General features: G+C 37.1%; 11 protein-coding genes and 3 pseudogenes. 5 read left to right on the plus strand and 9 right to left on the minus strand.

The window, feature by feature from the left end; genetic code table 11:
- Nucleotides 1-6 precede the first annotated feature (6 nt).
- The gene (locus tag H3Z85_14470) at nucleotides 7-1,413 is read left to right on the plus strand and encodes a hemin receptor (protein ID QPQ50641.1); all 1,407 of its coding nucleotides are present in this window, start codon (nucleotides 7-9) and stop codon (nucleotides 1,411-1,413) included.
- A gap of 443 nt (nucleotides 1,414-1,856) precedes the next feature.
- On the opposite strand, the gene H3Z85_14475 is transcribed toward H3Z85_14470, so the two are convergent.
- From H3Z85_14475 to H3Z85_14495, 5 genes and pseudogenes are all read right to left on the minus strand, one after another.
- Nucleotides 1,857-2,675 carry a GLPGLI family protein gene (locus H3Z85_14475; GenBank protein QPQ53904.1) on the minus strand — a complete coding sequence of 273 codons (819 nt, stop codon included), beginning with the start codon at nucleotides 2,673-2,675 and terminating at the stop codon, nucleotides 1,857-1,859.
- A gap of 550 nt (nucleotides 2,676-3,225) precedes the next feature.
- On the minus strand, nucleotides 3,226-4,878 hold the full coding sequence (locus H3Z85_14480; protein ID QPQ50642.1) for a RagB/SusD family nutrient uptake outer membrane protein: 1,653 nt from the start codon (nucleotides 4,876-4,878) through the stop codon (nucleotides 3,226-3,228).
- A 12-nt stretch (nucleotides 4,879-4,890) separates the two neighbouring features.
- Nucleotides 4,891-7,649: pseudogene (locus H3Z85_14485) on the minus strand (SusC/RagA family TonB-linked outer membrane protein).
- Between the two features lie 211 nt (nucleotides 7,650-7,860).
- Nucleotides 7,861-8,580: a ZIP family metal transporter gene (locus H3Z85_14490; GenBank protein ID QPQ53905.1), complete on the minus strand. Its 720-nt coding sequence runs from the start codon at nucleotides 8,578-8,580 to the stop codon at nucleotides 7,861-7,863.
- A 2-nt stretch (nucleotides 8,581-8,582) separates the two neighbouring features.
- The gene (locus tag H3Z85_14495; GenBank protein QPQ50643.1) at nucleotides 8,583-9,308 is read right to left on the minus strand and encodes a methyltransferase domain-containing protein; all 726 of its coding nucleotides are present in this window, start codon (nucleotides 9,306-9,308) and stop codon (nucleotides 8,583-8,585) included.
- A 137-nt stretch (nucleotides 9,309-9,445) separates the two neighbouring features.
- Between H3Z85_14495 and H3Z85_14500 the strand changes: the two genes are divergently transcribed.
- The 3 genes from H3Z85_14500 (at nucleotide 9,446) to H3Z85_14510 (ending at nucleotide 12,137) form a co-directional block, all read left to right on the plus strand.
- Nucleotides 9,446-10,615, plus strand: a complete 1,170-nt coding sequence (locus H3Z85_14500) for an RNA methyltransferase (protein ID QPQ50644.1) — start codon at nucleotides 9,446-9,448, stop codon at nucleotides 10,613-10,615.
- Nucleotides 10,616-10,631: 16 nt separating this feature from the next.
- On the plus strand, nucleotides 10,632-11,048 hold the full coding sequence (locus H3Z85_14505; protein QPQ50645.1) for a branched-chain amino acid ABC transporter substrate-binding protein: 417 nt from the start codon (nucleotides 10,632-10,634) through the stop codon (nucleotides 11,046-11,048).
- An 84-nt stretch (nucleotides 11,049-11,132) separates the two neighbouring features.
- Nucleotides 11,133-12,137 carry a glycosyltransferase gene (locus H3Z85_14510; GenBank protein ID QPQ50646.1) on the plus strand — a complete coding sequence of 335 codons (1,005 nt, stop codon included), beginning with the start codon at nucleotides 11,133-11,135 and terminating at the stop codon, nucleotides 12,135-12,137.
- Nucleotides 12,138-12,183: 46 nt separating this feature from the next.
- Here H3Z85_14510 and H3Z85_14515 read toward each other — a convergent pair whose 3' ends face one another.
- Nucleotides 12,184-13,410 (minus strand): aminotransferase class I/II-fold pyridoxal phosphate-dependent enzyme, encoded by a 1,227-nt coding sequence (locus H3Z85_14515; GenBank protein QPQ50647.1) that lies wholly within the window; start codon nucleotides 13,408-13,410, stop codon nucleotides 12,184-12,186.
- Nucleotides 13,411-13,568: 158 nt separating this feature from the next.
- Between H3Z85_14515 and H3Z85_14520 the strand changes: the two are divergent.
- Nucleotides 13,569-14,026: pseudogene (locus tag H3Z85_14520) on the plus strand (Lrp/AsnC family transcriptional regulator).
- A 66-nt stretch (nucleotides 14,027-14,092) separates the two neighbouring features.
- Here H3Z85_14520 and H3Z85_14525 read toward each other — a convergent pair.
- The 3 genes and pseudogenes from H3Z85_14525 to H3Z85_14535 form a co-directional block, all read right to left on the minus strand.
- Nucleotides 14,093-15,121 carry a hypothetical protein gene (locus H3Z85_14525; GenBank protein ID QPQ50648.1) on the minus strand — a complete coding sequence of 343 codons (1,029 nt, stop codon included), beginning with the start codon at nucleotides 15,119-15,121 and terminating at the stop codon, nucleotides 14,093-14,095.
- 196 nt (nucleotides 15,122-15,317) lie between these two features.
- Nucleotides 15,318-17,388, minus strand: a pseudogene (locus tag H3Z85_14530) (tungsten formylmethanofuran dehydrogenase).
- A gap of 220 nt (nucleotides 17,389-17,608) precedes the next feature.
- Entirely contained in the window at nucleotides 17,609-19,750 is a 2,142-nt protein-coding gene (locus H3Z85_14535) for a S8 family peptidase (protein ID QPQ50649.1), read from the minus strand.
- Nucleotides 19,751-19,866: the final 116 nt, after the last annotated feature.

Below are 19,866 nucleotides of genomic sequence, written 5' to 3' on the forward strand. Positions count from 1 at the left end.
AAAATAATGTTAAAAAAGTCTTTAGTATTCATGAGTATTTCTGCTGCATTTTTTGCGCAGGCTCAGGATGTCTCTGTGATAAGAAATACTGTTGAAGTGTACTCGGGTTCTCCTATGGTAGGATCAGCAAAGTTTAATGCGATGGCCGGTGCAAATGGTGCTTTAGGAGGTGATGCTAACTCGCTTCTTACCAACCCGGCAGGTTTAGGGGTTGCTATTTCCGGGGAGGTTTCTGGAACTTTATCTATTTCAGGAAACAAAAATAGCAGTTCATTAGGTGGGGCTACAGTAGATTATACCAAGACCAAAGGTGATTTGGGGAATGCAGGAGGGGTGATCGCTTTTCCGCTGATGACGGAAACAGCCTGGAAGTTTATTAATATCGGGATCAATTTTTCAAACCAATCTTTAGATAACGTGATACAATCTCCGGGAAATGCTACTATTACAGCCGACTTACCGGATGGACAAGCTGCATTAGCCGGACATGCCTACTCAAGATACGGAAACCTTTCGAAAATGAGTTTTGGGGTTGGAGCAAATTACAATCACAATCTCTATATCGGTGCCGGATTTAATTTCTTAAGTGCTTCGGTTGATCAATATGATGAATTGGCATTCCGAATGTTGAATAACAACGCTGTTGATTTTTTTAGTAAGCAGGACAGTCCTTATTCTGAAAGATCTTCAGGATTTTCAGCTTCATTAGGGGTGATTGGAAAATTAAGCCCTAATTTCAGATTGGGAGCATCCCTTGAAACACCCACTTTCTGGAATATAGACAGAACGTTTACTTTCTATAATCATCCTACTTATGGTAACGGCTCGGCGGCTGAAAGCAGGAAATATACTTCCCCGCTTAAGGCGACCGTGAGTGCCGCATTTGTAGCAAACAAAAACTTCTCCTTAAACGTAGATTATACTTTAGGACTTACAAAACCTGATTACAAGGTATATGGAAATCCTGAAAGAGAATTGAATGATTTCTTTAAAGACAATTACAAAAATATGTCTGAAGTGAGAGTAGGTGCAGAATACAGACTACAACAGTTCAGACTGAGAGGTGGATATTCATATTTGTCTAATCCTGTAGATGCTATTAATATTACAAGATTTGATAACAGTACGGGCATTAAAGGTGATGAAACTTACAACAATCTTATGTTGAGTGACCGAAACCTTATTTCATTCGGTATCGGGTATGATTTCAAATCATTCTATATTGATGCTTCATACCAGAATATAACTTCCAAATACAATAATCCTTTTATGAGAGGTGTAGCCGGAAGCAATTTTGATTCAGCATATTATTCAATAGATTCAAAATCTGTGTATGAAAATGATGCGTATGCAGTCAGTAACGTGAAAAACAGTAGAAATAATTTCTTCCTGACCGTAGGCTGGAAATTCTAAATTTTACTTATAATATCAAAATAAAGCTCCGATCTCGGAGCTTTTTGTTTGTTTATGAATTTATACAGTTAGTTAGCAAAAATATTAATTCATCATTTTGCAATGACGAATATTTTAAATCATTTTTAGAATAAATTTTATATATAAAATGATTTAACAATGAGATATTTAAACTTTTATTCAGATGGTTCAGTTTTTTCTCTAGTATTGTATACTTTCTTTGCTTTACAGATAATAGAAGATATAAAAATCCTTCTAAATAAGATTGTGTCTTCTGCTTAATAAGGATATCAGAGTCGTTATAGGAAATACAACTTTATTTAAAAAGGAAAATTGCTTCCAATGTATTCCTAGAGATTGGTAATTTTTTAATTGTATTTCCAACTGCCATATAAAGTACTTGTCATCTGGTTGTGCAGAGAGAAAAATCATACTATTAAATTTTATTTTAATAAATCAATTTCAATGATATTATTATCTTTTAAAACTATTTCTTTTCGTTCTGATTCTAAATTTTTTATTATTTGTGAAGGAGTAATTATATTTCCGGATTGATCAGTATAACTAACTAATTTTCCTTCATTAAATAATTGTCTTATATCTTTAATAGGATCTTCTCTATATTCTTTAAATAATTTTATATATTTTTTTTGATCGATTTCTATGGTTTTTTTTGATTGGTTTACTTCAGGATAGATAAAATCTTCTGATAATGATTTAATTCCCTTTAGTGCAAATGAGTGGCTTTTTGTCTCATCCTCTATTTTCAAAATTAAGCCTGGAAGTCCATGAAATTTGTATGGCCCATCTTGAATTGGCACTTGTGGGGTGAACCATGCTATCCATTTCCTACCTGCAAAATCGAGAGTTGCTTTTTGTACTTCAAAGTTTTCTAGCTTTTCTTTTTCCTTCAAAATTTGCCATTTTTGTACTCTATCATCTGAAATTTTATATTTTTCAATATAAAATTTTGTAAAAAGAAAGACTTTGTAATCAGGATAAGTTTTAATGATGCGTTGATCAATTTTACCTTCAATGGGCATTGTCATTTTTCCTGATTTTGCATCTTCAATCATTATAGAATCATTAACAAAAGAGCTGCGGCTATAATATACTGAACCTTTTGGAGAAGTATCCAAATACATTATTTCCATATTTATATCTGAGCAATTTGTTGAATCCGGTATAAAATGATACTCATAAATAAATCTTTTATTTTGAGCATTAAGACTTAAGATTAAAAAAAGTAAAATAAATTTCATCATTATTGTCGCTTCTTTAATAAATTAAAGAGGGAGATTTGTCATCCCACTCCATCTAATTTTCTTTAACAAGGAGCCGGTCAAGCTCCGGTTACATCCTCAAGCTGGAATAGCATTTATTCATGTACTACAATCATTTCCATTACAACACATATAACTCCTTCTTCATTACCGGTTCCTGGAGATGTAGGAGGGCTCCACCAAAAATATTTCCTAACTCAACTCTGGATAGAGGTTTTGAACCTTGTAGGTGTTCCTGTTTCAGTTTAATTTTTTGCATGCTTTTTGAATTTTAAATTTGGAATTTATGTTATTATAGCTTTTTAAAAGTATTAATAATAATTCAAAATGTAAAGAAATGTTTTGTTGTTTTTTTAGAATAAAAAGTATTTAAACTATTGATAAGTAGAATATTGATTTTTTTTCTTAAAGGTAAAAAAACAAAAGAAACAATTTCTTCCTGACCGTAGGCTGGAAATTCTAAATTTTACTTATAATATCAAAATAAAGAGGCTGCCTTTTGAGACAGCCTCTTTATTTTTTGTAAGAGTTAATCCGGATTCTGCACCAGGTTCGGTTGGATCTGGATCTGTTGTTCCGGAATATATTCTATAATTCTATTGTTTGTGTAAGGAACGGTGTAGAATGGATTATTTCCATTCAGGTGAGTTCCGGGATAATTTCTGTTGAGATCTAATTTATTCCTGAAAATATCATATTTACGTTGAGCTTCAAAGGCCATTTCAAGTCTTCTTTCTTCCAGGACTATGTCTAAGGCGGTCTGGCCTGCCGGAAGAGAAGTGTAGGCAGGAATTCCTGCTCTGGTTCTGATGATATTGACATCAGCCAATGCAGAAGTCGTTACTCCTTTTTTGGCCAATGCCTCCGCTCTGTTCAGGTACATCTCTGCCAATCTTAAAATAACCGGCGACCATAATTGTGGAATACCTTCCTGTAATGAGCACTTTAAAATATAGAATTTAGGATATCCATTCCTCTTATCCATATCATTATCCAAATTGACATAGACTTTGGTATTACCCGAGTTCATAAAATAATAATTTGTCTTATTAGGGAGTACTTCCGGATAGATCTGATAATTCACATTATTCATGCTGAAATAGGTATTACCGCCTTGCTGAAAGGTCTTCTGGAAACTATAATTATAAGTTATTCCTCCAGAAGCGTTGGTTCCCTGTTGTACCCAATAAGCAACGGGTGTCAAAGGGGTAGTGTATTTGGGAGAGATAAATTTCAACCTTGCATCCTGAGGATTTTTGTTGATGAGATCAAGATAAGAAGAAGATGCATACATCTCTCCCCAGCCTACATTTTGAATAGTGGCATACATTGATCCTATGGTATACCATCCGTCGCTGTAATCGCCATCCCTGTTGTATTTAAACGCGAAGATCGTTTCTTTGTTGGTTTCCGGTGTTTTGGTCGCATAAGAAGGAAGTTCAGCATTAGATAATAATGAGTACTTCCCTGAATTAATCACCTTATCTGCATATTCAATGGCTTTATCATTATTTTCCATATAAAGATATACGCGGGAAAGCAGTGCCTGAGCGGCCCGTTTAGAGGCATAAATATTGTCTTTATTGATTGTCATGAGTTGTTCTGCTTTTTGCAGGTCATTGACTATCTGATCGTAAATCTGCCCAACTGTTGCCCTTGGTGGCAAATCGTTCACGTCATCAGAAGTTTTCAGCGGTACTCCCGGATTGCCGGTTCCCTGATTGTAAGGTTTGCCAAATACATTGACCAGGGAGAAGTATACATAAGCCCTCAGGAAATAATTCTCTCCGATCAATTGATCCGTTGTGGCATCTTTTCCTTCAGAAGTTTTTAAAATTACCCTGTTGCACCCAATAATTGACTTATAGCCTGCATTCCATATGACATTGGAGCGCCCGTTATTTTTAATACTTCTGTAATTATAATAATAGAAAAACTGATCGGTGGTCGTTCCGCTGATATCGATATTATCTCCGCCATACTCACCAATTCTGTAAAGATTATTGAAAAAGCCTCCTCCGGATGCATCTCCCTTCAAAAGGGCGTAATTTCCAAGGGTAATGGTTTGTAAGCCTGTAGGATCGGTCAGTATGACTTCGGATTCCCGAGAATCATAAGGTGAGAGATCTGTACTACAAGATGTTATAGTTAATAATAGTAATGGTAAGAATATTTTTTTCATGATTTTTACATTTTAAAAAGAAAAGTTAAGGCCTAAAGAAAATCTTCTCGGAATAGGATAAATTGCTCCCGCATTTCCCGAATACGGATTGCCATCCCGTTTATCTGCATCAGAAGGACCCACTTCCGGATCGACCCCTGAGAACTTGGTAATTGTAAATAGATTTTCTCCCATGACATATATACTTAAAGACCGGACATGGAGCTTTTCCGTTAAAGACTGAGGAAAATTATATCCGAGCCTCAAAGATCTAAGCTTGACATAGCTGGCGTCTTCCAAGTACCGGGAAGAAGGTTTATTTGTCAACGTATTGTTGTTAAAAATGGGAAGCGGATGTGTGGCTACATCTCCAGGTTTTTCCCATCTGTTCCAGTCATTTTTTAATACCATCTGGTTGTAATACGGATAAGCACCATCCGAATCAAATAATTCCCTGTATGAGTTATAAATCTGTCCTCCCTGTGAGAAGTAGACATTAGCGTTAAGGTAAAAGTTATTGATGCTCAGATTTGTAGTGAAAGACCCGTAATAATCCGGTGTAGCTGCGCCTACAATCTGTAAGGTTGCCTGATTGTAATTGGAGGTAATGCTTTTGCTGCCGTCAGCATTTACGACTTCCCATTGCGCTGCACCGTTGTCGGGATTTACGCCCATCCATTTTCTCATATAGAAAGAAGTGACATCATTGCCTGCGATTGCCACCTGGTTATTAGACAACAGCTGTATACTGTTATTTATGGTTGACAGGACTCTGTTTTTGTAGGTACTTACATTAAAACCTACATCCCAGTTGACGCTTTGGGATTTAATAAGGGCATAATTGAAATTAAATTCCCATCCTTCATTCTTTACATCTCCCACATTCAGATATTGTCTGTCAACCCCGGTTAATGAAGGAAGGGTAACCAGCACCAATAAGTTTCTGGTTTTATTATTGAAATAATCCACATTGATACTTAATCTGTTATTAAAAGCTCTGATATCCGTACCAATATTATTCTGATAAATAGATTCCCAGGTGAGATCCTTATTACCCAGTTGATTCCATGTTGCTCCGATTTGCCCGTTATATATCTGTGTTAAAGCATACAGGTCCTGCCATCCGTAATTGGGGCTGGGCGTATTTCCTACAAGTCCTCTGCTTGCCCTGAGCTTCCACTCGTTAATTTGCTTTACCTGGAAAAAGTTTTCTTTGTGAATATTCCATCCCAGACTATATGAATAAAATAAACCATTTTTCTTACTCGTACCGAATGCAGACGAAGATTCGCTTCTTAAAGATCCCTGGACAAAATATTTTTTATCATATACATATTCGGCATTGAATAAAAATGCATTGAAGGCCCTGTCGTATTTTTTTCCAGACGGCTTCTGCCCTGTGATAGCTCCGTTATCGAAGATTTCTGCTCCCGGAACAATGGCATATACGCCTGCTTTGGATATTTTATACATTCTGTCAGTATATTCGTATGCCGCTAAAGCATTGACATTATGCACGCCAAAATCCTTGTCAAACCTCAGCATGTGGTTAAAGAATTTGCTGACATCTTTCACATAAGATTCTGCCAGTCCGCCCTTATTACTGTTTCCTGAGATAGATCTGGGATCTGTATAATACATATCATCATAGTTTTTGTATGTGATATTATTAGTAGTGACAAACTTGAGATAATCTGTAAGCTTAATTTCCGCATCAAAATTTCCGATAAGGTCTAATTGGTTGCTCTTACCGTAATTCCATTGCAGGTCGTACAAGTAATTGCTATAATCTCTCCCATACCATTTTCCGGTATAGGCATCATCAAGTCTGATAAGATCCCCGTTCTGGTCTCTTGGGTTGTCCCAAGGCATATTGAGGTACATCTGCTCAAGAGAACCCTGCCTGTCTTTTTTTGCAGTATACGACAGGCTGAGTTTTGGTTTTAAAATTAGCCAGGGTTTTACTGTTTGTTCGTGGTTAATTCTGAAGGACAATCTGTTATAATCATAGTTTTTTACCGTTCCGCTTTCGTCATAATAATTCCCCGAAATATAGGTTTTTGAATTTTCAGAGCCTCCTCTGAAGTCTATTGTATAATTTTGCACAGCTCCTGTCTGGGTGCCGTCTTTCAGCCAGTTGTAGCCGGGATTTCTCAGTTCCCCGGGAATGGTCGGTGCATTTTTTAATGAAGTGAAGTAATCATATAGCTGAGTGCCATCCATCAATTTAAAACGCCCGTTACTAAATGTATTAAACGAATTATTTAATGAAATAGTAAGAGAGCTTTTGCCTGAAATTCCGGCTTTTGTGAAAACCTGCACAATTCCGTTCGCTCCGCGGGAACCATATAGGGCCGTTGAAGTTGCGTCTTTTAAAATATTAATACTTTCAATCTGGTTTGGATCAAGATTAGGTACTCCATTCATCATCACACCATCTACAACCCATAAAGCCTGGCTGGGACCATTAATTGTTGAGGTTCCTCTGATTTTCACGCTTGCTGTAGAGCCGGGGCTGCCGCCTCCCGGCAATATTTGGGCGCCTGCAGCTTTTCCCTGTAAGAGACCTGCAACATCAGGAGTGTTGGAATCTTTGAGCTTTTTGTCTGAAATAACCGAAACGGCCGCCGTAAGGCTGGATCTTTTTGTGTTTTATATCCGATAACGACGATATCTTCAATTTGTTTCGATTTAAGAGAGTCTTTTTCCTTGGTGTTCTGTGAATATAGCAATCCGGGTACTGCTATAAAAAAAGGGCCTACTTTTCTGAACAAGTAAGTTTGTTTTTTCATATATATGATTTGTTATTTCAGCTAATATATGAAAAAAACACACTTTAGTGATTTTAATATGTTAAATGGTGTTAATTAATTGTATTTTTTATATCACTATAGATGGATACACATAAACTAACGGGATTTGTTGAGTTGTACTGATATAATCTGAAACAATATACCCTCTAAAATGTAGAGGGTATATTGTTTTATAATTGTTATTATATATCTAATGTGGAACCTGGGGATGCTGGTGGAAAAGGTGCATTAGTAATGCGAGAGTAACTCCCAGTACAACCAATCCGATCTTTATCCAGTCGATATTGTGATTTTTATTGCTTTCAAAAATAATCACTGATGAGATGTGGAGGAATATTCCACCCACAATAGCCAGGAAATATGGCTGCAAATCAGGATTAAAATAATTCCCTAATAACATTCCCATCGGCGAAGCCAAGGCAAATAAGGCTACGATGAGCAGGGAAGGATACGAAGAACTTTTTGAATCTTTTTTCCCATTGAATAAAAATGCTCCCAGAATGAATGATATCGGCAAATTATGAAATACTATTCCCAGCAGATAAGGAGATACTTCATGTTGTTCATTTGCTAAAGGGATTCCTTCAATAAAAGCATGAACAAATAAGCCTACCATCAAAGCAACCGGCAGGATATTGTGTTCGTTATGATGGTGGAAGTGTCCGTGTTCAAATCCCTTGGTCAATGCTTCAAGGATCATCTGTAACAAAACACCTATAATAACGAAAACGCCAAGATTACTGCCTTCCCCTGATGTGTAAACTTGGGGAAAAACTTCATTAAGGCAGATGGTAATCAGAAAGCCGGCACTTAATATCAATAGATTTTTAGCCAGTTTTTCCTTTTTACCAAAGTGTTTTCCAAGAAAGACTCCTGAAATGACACTTAAAATCAGTAAAAGTACTGCTATCATTATTTTTTCTTAAATAAATTGATACAACGCGGAGAGGTTTCTTTTTCAAATTCGTTCAGCTGATAATCTCCCCAGATTTTTACCCTTTCAAACCCACATTCGGAGGCATATACATTGATCGCTTCCAGAGTGTGAAGTTTTACTTTTTCAAAGAAATGAAAAGGTTTCCCGTCAGCTTCAAAACGGATATCTTTGATCACGTGTCTTCCTTCAATCTTCTTAAGGATTCTGAAATCAATCTCACCACGGGTAATGATCGTTTCCGGAACCAGTGTTTTTCTTACATATTCTTCATTCAGGTAGTCAAGGACAAAGTATCCTCCGGGTTTCAACACATCGTAAACCGATTGGAATACTTTTTTATCATCATTTTCATTGTTAAAATATCCGAAACTTGTAAATAAATTGAATACAGCATCCATAGGGTCTGCATCAATCGGATTTCTCATATCGTGAACTTCAAAAATCAGGGTCTGATTTTCATATTGCTTGTCTGATTCAATACTTTGTCTCGAAAGGTCAAGTCCCAGTACATCGTATCCTAATTTGTTGAGAAAAACTGAATGTCTTCCCTTACCACAGGCAAGATCTATGATTTTAGACTGAGGCGGAAGCTGAAGGTCCGCAGTCAGTTTTGTAATGAAGTTTTCCGCTTCCGTATAATCTCTATTGCTATAGAGTAAATGATAATAAGGGGTATCAAACCAAGATTCAAACCATTCCATAATGCAAAAATAACTAAATTTGTGCGGTTAAAAGCAAAGTATTTTATAACATGGCAAGATTGAAAAATTCAATTAATTTATAGTATTTAATACTAATGCCGTGATTGTTAAAACTTTAAATCTTTTAATTATTACTTATGGATACAGAAAATTTAAAAATACAGATAAAAACATTCTTCGGACTGGAACAAATTCTGGCTGAAGAAATCAAAAAACTGGGAGGAAGAAACGTTGAAATTAAAAACAGGGCGGTAAATTGTGAAGGAGACCTTGGTTTTCTTTATAAAATCAATTATTCAGCACGAACAGCATTGAAGATTCTTGTGCCGATCCACGAATTTAAAGCTTTTAACCAACATCAGTTTTATGACCGTTTGTTCAAGTTTGACTGGTCAGAGTTTATGGATGTAGACCAGTCTTTTTCTATTGATGCTACCGTAAATTCTGAGACTTTCAAACATTCTCAGTTTGTAACATTGAAAATGAAAGATGCTATTGTTGATTATTTTCAGGACAAATTCAAGAGACGCCCGAATGTTGAAACAAGAAACCCTGATATCAAATTTCACCTTCATATTGACAGAGAATTGGTAATGATTTCGATGGACTCTTCCGGAGATCCTTTATTCAAAAGAGGGTACAGAAGAGAGCAGGGAGAAGCACCTATCAACGAAGTTCTGGCCAGCGGAATGCTTCAGCTTGCAGGCTGGGACGGAAAAGGGAATTTCCTTGACCCAATGTGCGGTTCCGGTACCTTATTGATTGAAGCGGCTATGATTGCCATGGACCTTCCGGCGCAGCTCTTCAGAAAAAGATTCGGATTCCAGAACTGGAAAAATTATGACGCGGAACTGTTTTCGAAAATAAAAGAATTCAGGGTCAACAGAATCAGACAGTTTGACGGAAAAATCGTAGGATATGACATTGATGCACGAATGCTGAACGCAGCAAGAATGAATGTGGAAGCCGCAGAGATGGAAGATGTTATTGAAATCAAAAAACAAAATTTCTTTGATTCTAAAAAGGAACTTTTCCCTTTATTAATGGTGTTTAACCCTCCATATGATGAGAGAATTTCTATTAATGATGATGATTTCTATAAGAAGATAGGGGATACCTTTAAAACCCACTATCCCAATACCCTTGCATGGTTGATTTCATCTGACCTGGAAGCTGTGAAAAAGATCGGTCTGCGTCCGTCAAGAAAAATCAAACTTTTTAACGGAAAATTAGAGACGAGATTCTTACAGTATGAAATGTATGAAGGGACGAAGAAGGTGCATAAATTAGAAGATAAGAATAATTAATAGCTTAAAATAATATATGTCCTGGAGTTTTCTTGATGTATTGGAAGGAGCTTTGAGCATCCTTGAGTTATTCGGTTCAAAGTCAGCTCCTGAAGGAAAAAGCCTTAATTATGATGAGAGCGTTCAAAAGAAATCTTCTGTGCGATCAAAATATTTTACAGAGAAAGCCAGTGCAGGATTTATTCTTGTATCTGTCGTTCTCTTTTTTATTGCTTTTCATAGACCATTCCGCGCAGAAGATCAAATGCAGGCTATAATGGGAGCTTCACTGATAGGAGTTATCATTTCTGCATTATTTTTCTTTGTTTTGCATGTCATGGAGCTTTATTATTTTAAAAGTGCTTTTCAATGGCTTCTCTTTAGTTGTTCTGTGATTGTATTTTCTATTGCGTTGGTGCTATGTATCTATTATAAATCAGAAGTGTTTATTTAAGAAGATAAAGTTAATTTCTCCGAATAAGCTGTTAAACTGTTTGCTGGTTTTTCTGCGAATAAGTAATTTTGAAAAATTTTCAATTTGAATCCTAGTATTTCCATTGTTGTTGCTATTTACAACCGAAAAGATGAGCTTTTCGAGTTGCTGACTTCTCTTACCCGGCAGACAGATAAAGAATTTGAGATCATTATCGTTGATGACGGTTCTCTGATTGATCTGAAACCCACCATCAGGAATTTTGAAGAAATTCTTGATATAAAGTATTTCAGGAAAGATAATTCCGGGCCGGGACTCAGTAGAAATTATGGAGCGGCAAGAGCTGAAAATGACTGGCTGGTATTCGTAGACAGTGATGTGATCGTTGAAAAAGACTATATTGAACACATTAAAAGTGATATCCTGGCTATACCTTGTGATGCATTTGGGGGTGCTGATAAAGCCCATAAAGGGTTTAACCTGATGCAAAAAGCTATTTCGTATTCGATGACCTCGGTATTTACTACAGGCGGAATCCGGGGCAGTAAAAAAGCGGTTTCAAAGTTTCAGCCCAGAAGTTTTAATATGGGCGTTAAAAAGTCAGTATTTGAAAAAGTAGGAGGTTTTTCTGAGATGCGGATAGGAGAAGATCCTGATTTATCAATGACGCTCTGGGAAAATGGTTTTACTACCGCTTTTTTTGACAATATTGCAGTATATCACAAGCGTAGGGTAGACTTTGGAAAATTTTCAAAGCAGGTGTATCAGTTTGGCTGCGCAAGACCAATTCTTAACCAAAGGCATCCGGATTATGTGAAGATTTCTTTTGCATTTCCTACTTTGTTTATGCTGGGCTATATTCTAGGCTTTATTGAGTATTTTGTGCTGGGAAGAGGTATTATCCTTGCCTTCTATGGCTTGTATACATTTCTGGTGCTTTTCCATGCTCTATGGATTACTAAAAATATAAGCATTGCCGGAATGGCGGTGATTTCCACTTATATTCAAATGTTTTCATACGGATACGGATTTTTAAAATCCTGGATCTTGTTGAATGTTTTGAAAATGAAACCCGAGGAAGCTTTCCCTCATCACTACCATAAAAAATAAATAAAAAGGTTGCCCCAAAAGAGCAACCTTAACTGTACAATAAAATTTAAAATATAGAAATATTTTCATGGCTGAGCACGCCTGTTTTCAGCATGCATTCTTTCATTTTTTGATAAGTTCTCTCGATATCATGATCCAGACCGATGGAGAATCTGATCAGGCCATCAGAAATACCTATGGATTCACGTTCTTCTTCCGGGATCTCTGATGAGGTCGATTTTCCGGAACATGAGAATAATGTTTTATAAAAACCTAAACTTACTGCGAGATAACCGAGATTTTCTGTCTGCATCATCTCCATCAGTTCGTTGGCTTTTTCGGTTGTACCTGCATCCAGGGTCAATAAACCTCCGTATCCGTATTCCTCATGAAGCATGCTTTTCATCAGTTCATGATTTTTATGGGAAGGTAAGCCCGGATATGATACTTTCAGTCCGTCTTTTTCGAACCTCTCCGCAAGATACATGGCATTGTGGCTGTGCTGTTTAATTCTGATGTGAAGGGTTCTGAGGTTTTTTAAAATACTGGAAGACCTTAAGCTGTCCATCGTAGGTCCCAAAAGCATACAAGCGCCGGAGTTTACATTTTTGGTATTGTCAATAAATGCCTGTGTACTGCAATACACACCACCCACCGTGTCACTGCTTCCGTTGATGAATTTTGTTAGACTGTGAATCACAACATCAGCTCCAAACAGGGTTGGGGAAATAGAAAGGGGTGAAAAAGTATTGTCAACAATTAATTGTAAATTATGTTTTTTACAAATTTCAGATAGCCTTCTCAGGTCGGCTACTTCAAGAAGCGGGTTGCTGACACTTTCGCAGTAGATAACTTTTGTATGAGGACTTATAGCGTTTTCAATGCTCTCAAAATTATTGATATCTACAAAAGTAGTAGACACATTAAATTGTGGGAGAAAGTTTTTAAGGAAAGCATAGGTTCCACCATATATTGTTCTGCTTGAAATAATATGGTCACCACTTTTGCATACCTGCATCAACACAGAAGTAATAGCACCCATTCCGGAGGCGGTTACATTTGCAGATTCTGTATTTTCCATTTTAGCCAGTGCCTGTGCCAGATAGAGATTCATAGGAGATGAATGTCTGGAATAAAGATAGCATCCTTCGGCATTGCCTTCAAAAGTATCAAACATTGTCTTTGCAGAAAGGAATGTGTAGGTAGAACTGTCAGAAATTGAAGGATTCACTCCTCCAAATTCACCAAAATATTGTAGATCCTGGATTTCGTTGGCTGCATTAAAGTTTTCCATATAAATCTGTTTTTATTTTATCCGCCTAATTTGCGCTATTTTCCTAATAATTACAATGTAAATTTGAATTTATAGAATATAAAACTGTAAATTTTTGTTTATTTAGAAAATATATTTGGTATATTCGATATTATTAATTTTTTACCAAAAAATAATCTATGGAACTTGATGAAACTGATAAGAAACTGCTTCTGTTTTTACAGGAAGACTGTAAACAAACCACCAAAGAGCTGTCCGGAAAGCTTGCGTTGTCTGTGACAGCTGTTTATGAACGTGTAAAAAAGCTTGAGCATTCGGGAGTTATCTCTAAATATGTCGCGCTGCTCGATAAGAATAAAATAGACCGGAATTTTATTGTTTTATGCCACGTAAAATTGACACAGCACAAAAAGAATTTGTTCTACAGTTTGAAAGAGAAGTAATGAATCTGCTGGAAGTGACAGAATGTTTTCATGTGAGCGGTGATTACGATTATATCCTTAAAATAGGAGTGAAGAATATTGAAGATTACCGGAATTTTATGCTGACGAAATTAACAACACTTCAGCATATAGCCAGTACACACAGCTCTTTTATGATTTCTGAAGTGAAAAATACTACTGCAATTGTATTATAATTCATTCATAAAAAAACTTCCCAAATCTAAATTTTGAGAAGTTGAATTTTATTGTATTAAAAATTTTTATACCAGTACACCGTTTTTCGATGCAATAGGTTCCGGAAGGTCTGTTTCTCCGCCCATTTGAAGCAGGTCAATCTCAATCGTTCTGCATATCGAAAGCATCGGAACATCAAACATCAGTCCTGCAAAAGGGTTTTCTGAGTAGTCTCCCACCAGTTCCATAATAATATAGATCCATCCGATAATGATACAGAAAGGGATGGATGTCCAGATTCCCCAGTCTCCCAGCTTGGCAAATTCATTCACTAATCCTAGCGGAAGGAGCAGGATAAACAGGATGTTGAAAACAAATGCTGTACTTGCAAATTGTCTTGGGGAAGGAAATTTTTTAATTCTTTCGGCCTGTCCCTGGAATCCATAGAAATCATTCAGTGCGTTTTGAAGCTGGGTCTGATTGAAATCGGTTATAGCATTCATATTTTTAAGCTCATTGATGTCTTTTGCCTGCTGAGAAATCAGATAAGTGGCAAAATTTTTATACTGGCTCTTCAGGTCATATTCTTCCTCTGACAGATATTTGTGCAGGAAGATAGGAGCTCTTCCGTAATCAGGGAAGCCGGCTTTGATGAGTCTGTTTCTTCTTAAGTCGATGTTTCCAAATTTATTTTCACTGCTGATGTGTTCCCATTCGGTTGGAACCAAAAGCTGCTCACGGAAGGTGTACAGCCAAGCAATATGACGATTGACAATTCTTTTTTTCCGGTCTTCCAGGTCAAAAATACCAATTTCTTCATTTTTAGTATCAAAAGCATAGACCATTGAGGCAAATGAACGGCTGGAATTTACAATGCCTCCCCAGATTTTTCTGGCTTCCCAAAGTCTGTCGTAAGCCTGATTGTTCTTAAAACCAACAAGAAATGCCTCAGCAGTACCTATCAATGCAACGGGAACCCATGGAATAGTCATCCATTGCCAGTTGAAAAAATAGAAGAGCACCGCTATCAGTGTACACCAGATAGAGATTAAGATAAGATGAGCGCCTGATAAATTAAGAACCTGTTTAAAATTGACGTATTTTGTAGTGATCATAAAAGATGAATGTGTTTTGGGATTGCCGACAAAATGAATACCAAACTACAGGAGTATGGGCAGAGTATGTCTGCGAAATGAGGGGCGGTTAATTTTTTTTCGTTGTAATCTGTTAACATTGAGATTGATAATCCTGAATAAAAGTAATAAAAAAACCTCTAAGAATTTTTAGAGGTTGAAATTTTTATTTAAAATTTTATTGCTGTAGCATTTCTTCAATCTTTTTACTGAGTTTTTCCGCATTGGGAAGCATTTCTTTTTCAAGGATAAGATTGATAGGAACGGCAGGAACATCAAGGGATCCCATTGTTTCTACCGGGGCATCAAGGTATTTGAAGCAGTTTTTCGAAATACGGTGTGCAAATGCTTCCGCAAAAGAATTAGTAAGCTGCTCTTCAGTAAGAACTATGCATTTTCCGTGAGCTTTTACTCTTTCAAAAACAAGTTCTTCATCCAGCGGAATCAGAGTCCTTAAATCGATCACTTCAACTCTTCCATTGAAATTTCTGGCAGCTTCTTTTGCCCAGTAAACTCCCATTCCGTACGTTACAACCAATAAAGTTCTTCCTTTTTCAGTTTCATTTTTATCGGCTTCGATGATAACTTTACCTTTTCCGAACGGAAGAACGTAATCTTCTGCCGGTTCGATAGTTTTAGCATCTTCCGTTCCCGGTACCTTACTCCAGTATAAACCTTTGTGTTCCAGCATGATTACCGGATTCGGGTCGTAGTAAGCTGCTTTTAACAGACCTTTGAAGTCGGCCGCATTACTCGGATATGCTATTTTTATTCCTTTTATATTCGCAAGAATGCTTTCAACACTTCCACTATGGTAAGGTCCGCCGCCGCCATAAGCTCCGATCGGAACACGGATGATATTGCTCACAGGGAATTTTCCACCACTTAAATAGCTGGATTTTGAAATCTCAGTAATAAGCTGGTTGATTCCCGGATAAATATAGTCGGCAAACTGAACTTCTACAATAGGTTTTAATCCTACGGCACTCATCCCGGCTGTGGAGCCGATGATATATGCTTCCTGGATTGCGGTATTGAAAACCCTTTTGCTTCCGAATTTTTTCCTAAAGTCACTGTTTCACGGAAAACGCCACCGATTCTTTCTCCGACATCTTGTCCGTAAAGAAGAGCTTCAGGATGCTTCCACATCAATTCCTGTATGGCGTGAATAGCAGCATCTACCATGACGATCTTTTCGCCATTGGCAGGCTCACGTATTCCTGTCTCCTCGGTAATTGGCGTCGGAGCAAATACATGTTGCATTACAGTTTCAGGCTTCGGATCTTCAGCATTTTTAGCTCTTTCAAAAGCTTCTTCAGCTTCAAGACGTGCTTTTTGGTGATCTGCTTCAACAGATCTTCATCAACTCCTGAATCAAGTAGTTGTTTTCTTAGAATTTCTCCCGGATCCTTCGCCCTGTGTTTGGTTAAATCCTCTTCATCTCTATAAAATTCTCTTCGGACTCCGGATGTATGGTGACCGATAAGTACTGTTTTTGCACAGACAACCAACGGTTTTCTTTCTGTTCTCACGAAGTCTACCGCTTTTTTCATCGCTTCATAGCTTTCTGCGAAATCAGTTCCATCCACCCGCATTCTGCTTAATCCGTTGAATCCGGATACAAAATCATATGCATCGCAGGTTCTTGCTTCTTCCTTTGTTACGGAAATTCCCCATTCATTATCCTGAACAAGGAAAATAATAGGAAGTTGATGTAAGGCTGCAAATTGTAAAGCTTCGCTTACTTCACCTTCTGTCACTGAATTATCTCCAAGGCTGCAAACGACAACCGGATTGTTTTCAAACTGTTGAAGATTAAAGTCCTGGATATACTTTAATCCCTGTGCAACCCCTGTTGTAGGGATTGTTTGCATTCCTGTAGCGGAACTCTGGTGAATGATCTTTGGTTTATTTTCATCCCTGCTTGAAGGGTGAGAGTAGTAAGACCTTCCTCCTGAAAATGGATCGTCAGCTTTAGCCAGCAATTGAAGCATAAGTTGATAAGGCTCAAATCCTATCCCTAAAAGAATACTTTCATCCCTGTAATAAGGAGATACCCAGTCTTCTTTTTTCAATTGATATGCTGTGGCAAGCTGAATGGCTTCATGGCCTCTTGAGGTGCTGTGGACGTATTTGCAAACATTTCGGTTTTCTTCATAAATGTCTGCCATAGCCTTGGCAAGCATCATATGATTGTACGCTTTAAGTAAAATATCCTGAGAAACTTTTTCGTGAAGTGCATTTTCCATAGAAAGCAAATATACATTAAAAAAACAAAATACTAACAACTGTTAGTATTTTGTTCGTTTTGTCGTATTAAATGCCTGATATTCTTTGATAAAAAGTAAAAAAAGGCCTTTCTGTCGATCATTTTTTATAATTTTCTGTGCAAATTTCAGGATGTTGTTTAAAAAAAAGCGATATCGGTACTAGCCGATATCGCATATCAATTTTATGTGCGGAAAATGATTATTCCTTGATTACTTTCTTGGAAATTGTTTCTTTTCCTGTTTTTACTTCAATGATGTATACTCCTTTTGTGTAAGCAGATAAATCAAGAGGTTCCTTATCGTTGTTTACCACTCCGTTTTGTAATTTCTTACCTGATAGATCATATACCGTGAAGGTTGATTTTTTAGGAGCTTTCAGGATATTCGTAACATCTTTTGTGATGGAAGGAGCAATAGCAAGCTCATTGAATACGCTGGTTTTCGTATCCTGAGTCCCTAATACCTGATTGAAGCCGGTAACAATAATTGAATAATCCTGAGGAGCTGTAGCACTTGGTGTGGCATTATTCTTTAATGTTCCTTTGTGTGATATTTCAATTTTGTAGGTTCTTCCTGCTACAGGAGCGTCTATAACGACTTGCTCTACGTTGTCTACCGTGTTGTCTCCTTTAATCGCCGGAGTCATCGGACTAGTGGCGTTTAGCTTCCAAGGCAGATATACTGTATTTGTAGTTACATCAGTGATTTTAAGATCCAGGTCATTAACCAGTCTTGATGCTCTGTTGTTGTATGCATCATCCCAGGATACGCCGGCTGCCGGTAATTTGTACTCAGGGTCAATCCATGAGATGGTAACTTTAATTGGAGTATCACCTGTCGCTAAGATATTTTTCGTGTTTACAGCTCCGTTATTTAATGTTTCATTATTGAAAATTACCGTATTGTTAGATTTTCCTACTAATAATTCAGCTCCTTTTTTAGCATCGATGAAACCCCATCCGAACCATGGATCCGGGCCTACATTTCCAGCTTCTGCAGCAGAGTGGATCATTAATGTTTTCGCAGCAGCAGCATTTAATTCCGCATTGTTGAATAATTGCTTATTGATCTGTGTCCAAAGACCGATTACCCCTGTAACGACCGGTGCTGAATAAGAAGTTCCGTCTCCAACTGTTAAGCTTTGGCTACCTGTAGTATCCTCTGCTGTAGAAGCGCTTCCTACACCTGTTCCTACTGCTGTAATATCCGGTTTGATTCCTCCGTCATCTCTAGGACCCGCGCTGCTGTAATTTGAATGAACGACATCTCCGGGAACGGTATATCTTCCTGAATTGGCTGTAATGATATCTGTAGCACCTACTACGATAATATTTTTTGCCAAAGAACCAGGTCCGATACAGTCAAATCCTTGAGAACAGTTGGTTGTTGGTTTTGTGTCTGTGGCAGCAAATGCAACAGGAGCGTTGTTATTATCTGTATAATAGGTAGGTAATGGAGTCGGAGTTGGATAATCAGGGCCATATCCAAAATAATTTCCTGATGACTTTACTATGATATACGTTGGATTATTATAGACAATAGCGTCATAATTCTGATCATTAATAAAGTAAGTTCCTTGTAGGTCCATTGAAGTATTCGGACTGTCAAATATACCACCCCAAACCCATGCGTTGGATCCGTTTACTGTTTTTACATCCCAACCTGCGTTTACACCATATGAATGGTTTGAAATCTTAGGCTGTGCAGTCAGTATCTTTTGGAATACTGTACTGGTAGCAGTTTCTCCAGGTAGTATTGAGCTTCGGAAAGCATAAGAGTCAATAGTTGAATTTTTTGCTATCCCCTGAAAATTAATTGTTTTGGTAGTTCCATTGGTAAAGGTTACTGTCTGGGTATAAGGTTTAGCTCCAATAAATCCTGAAACCGAAGTGGCATGAGCAGAATAGTTCATTGTACTTGCTTCCTTATTGGTAATTCTGTTGGTTGCGTTATTAAAGAAAACATGTCCCGCAAAAGCTCTTCCACCGTCAAATATTGTGTACTTAATATTTTCACCATTGAAAGACCCTGTCAGGCCGGTTACCGTCCCATTTTGAAGAAAATCAGAATTTGAATTTTTGATCTGATCCATATCTTCATTTTTGTTAAATAATGGCTTCCCATCTGGCGTAAATCCAACTAAAGTAGATTTTTGTTCTTCAATTTCCTGCTGAACTTTTAAATCTCTACTAGTGTTTCCGTAGCGTTTTGCCGCATAATTATCAAATTTTGCGTTGTTTTCCCGGTTCTGTTTCGCAAACTCTCTTTTTAGTCCTTCATTGTTTTGCGCACTTATCAATGTGATGGCTAAAGTGCTGATCAAAAGTAAATGTTTCTTCATAATGGTTGTTGAATATTTAAAAAATGTAATTTGTCAAATGTATGGCAAAATATTTTAAAATCGAATATTTTCATTAAATAATTCTAATTTTTTATTGTTAAAGTTTAAAACGTTTA

It is taken from the genome of Chryseobacterium indologenes, from assembly GCA_016025055.1.
Taxonomy (GTDB): domain Bacteria; phylum Bacteroidota; class Bacteroidia; order Flavobacteriales; family Weeksellaceae; genus Chryseobacterium; species Chryseobacterium indologenes.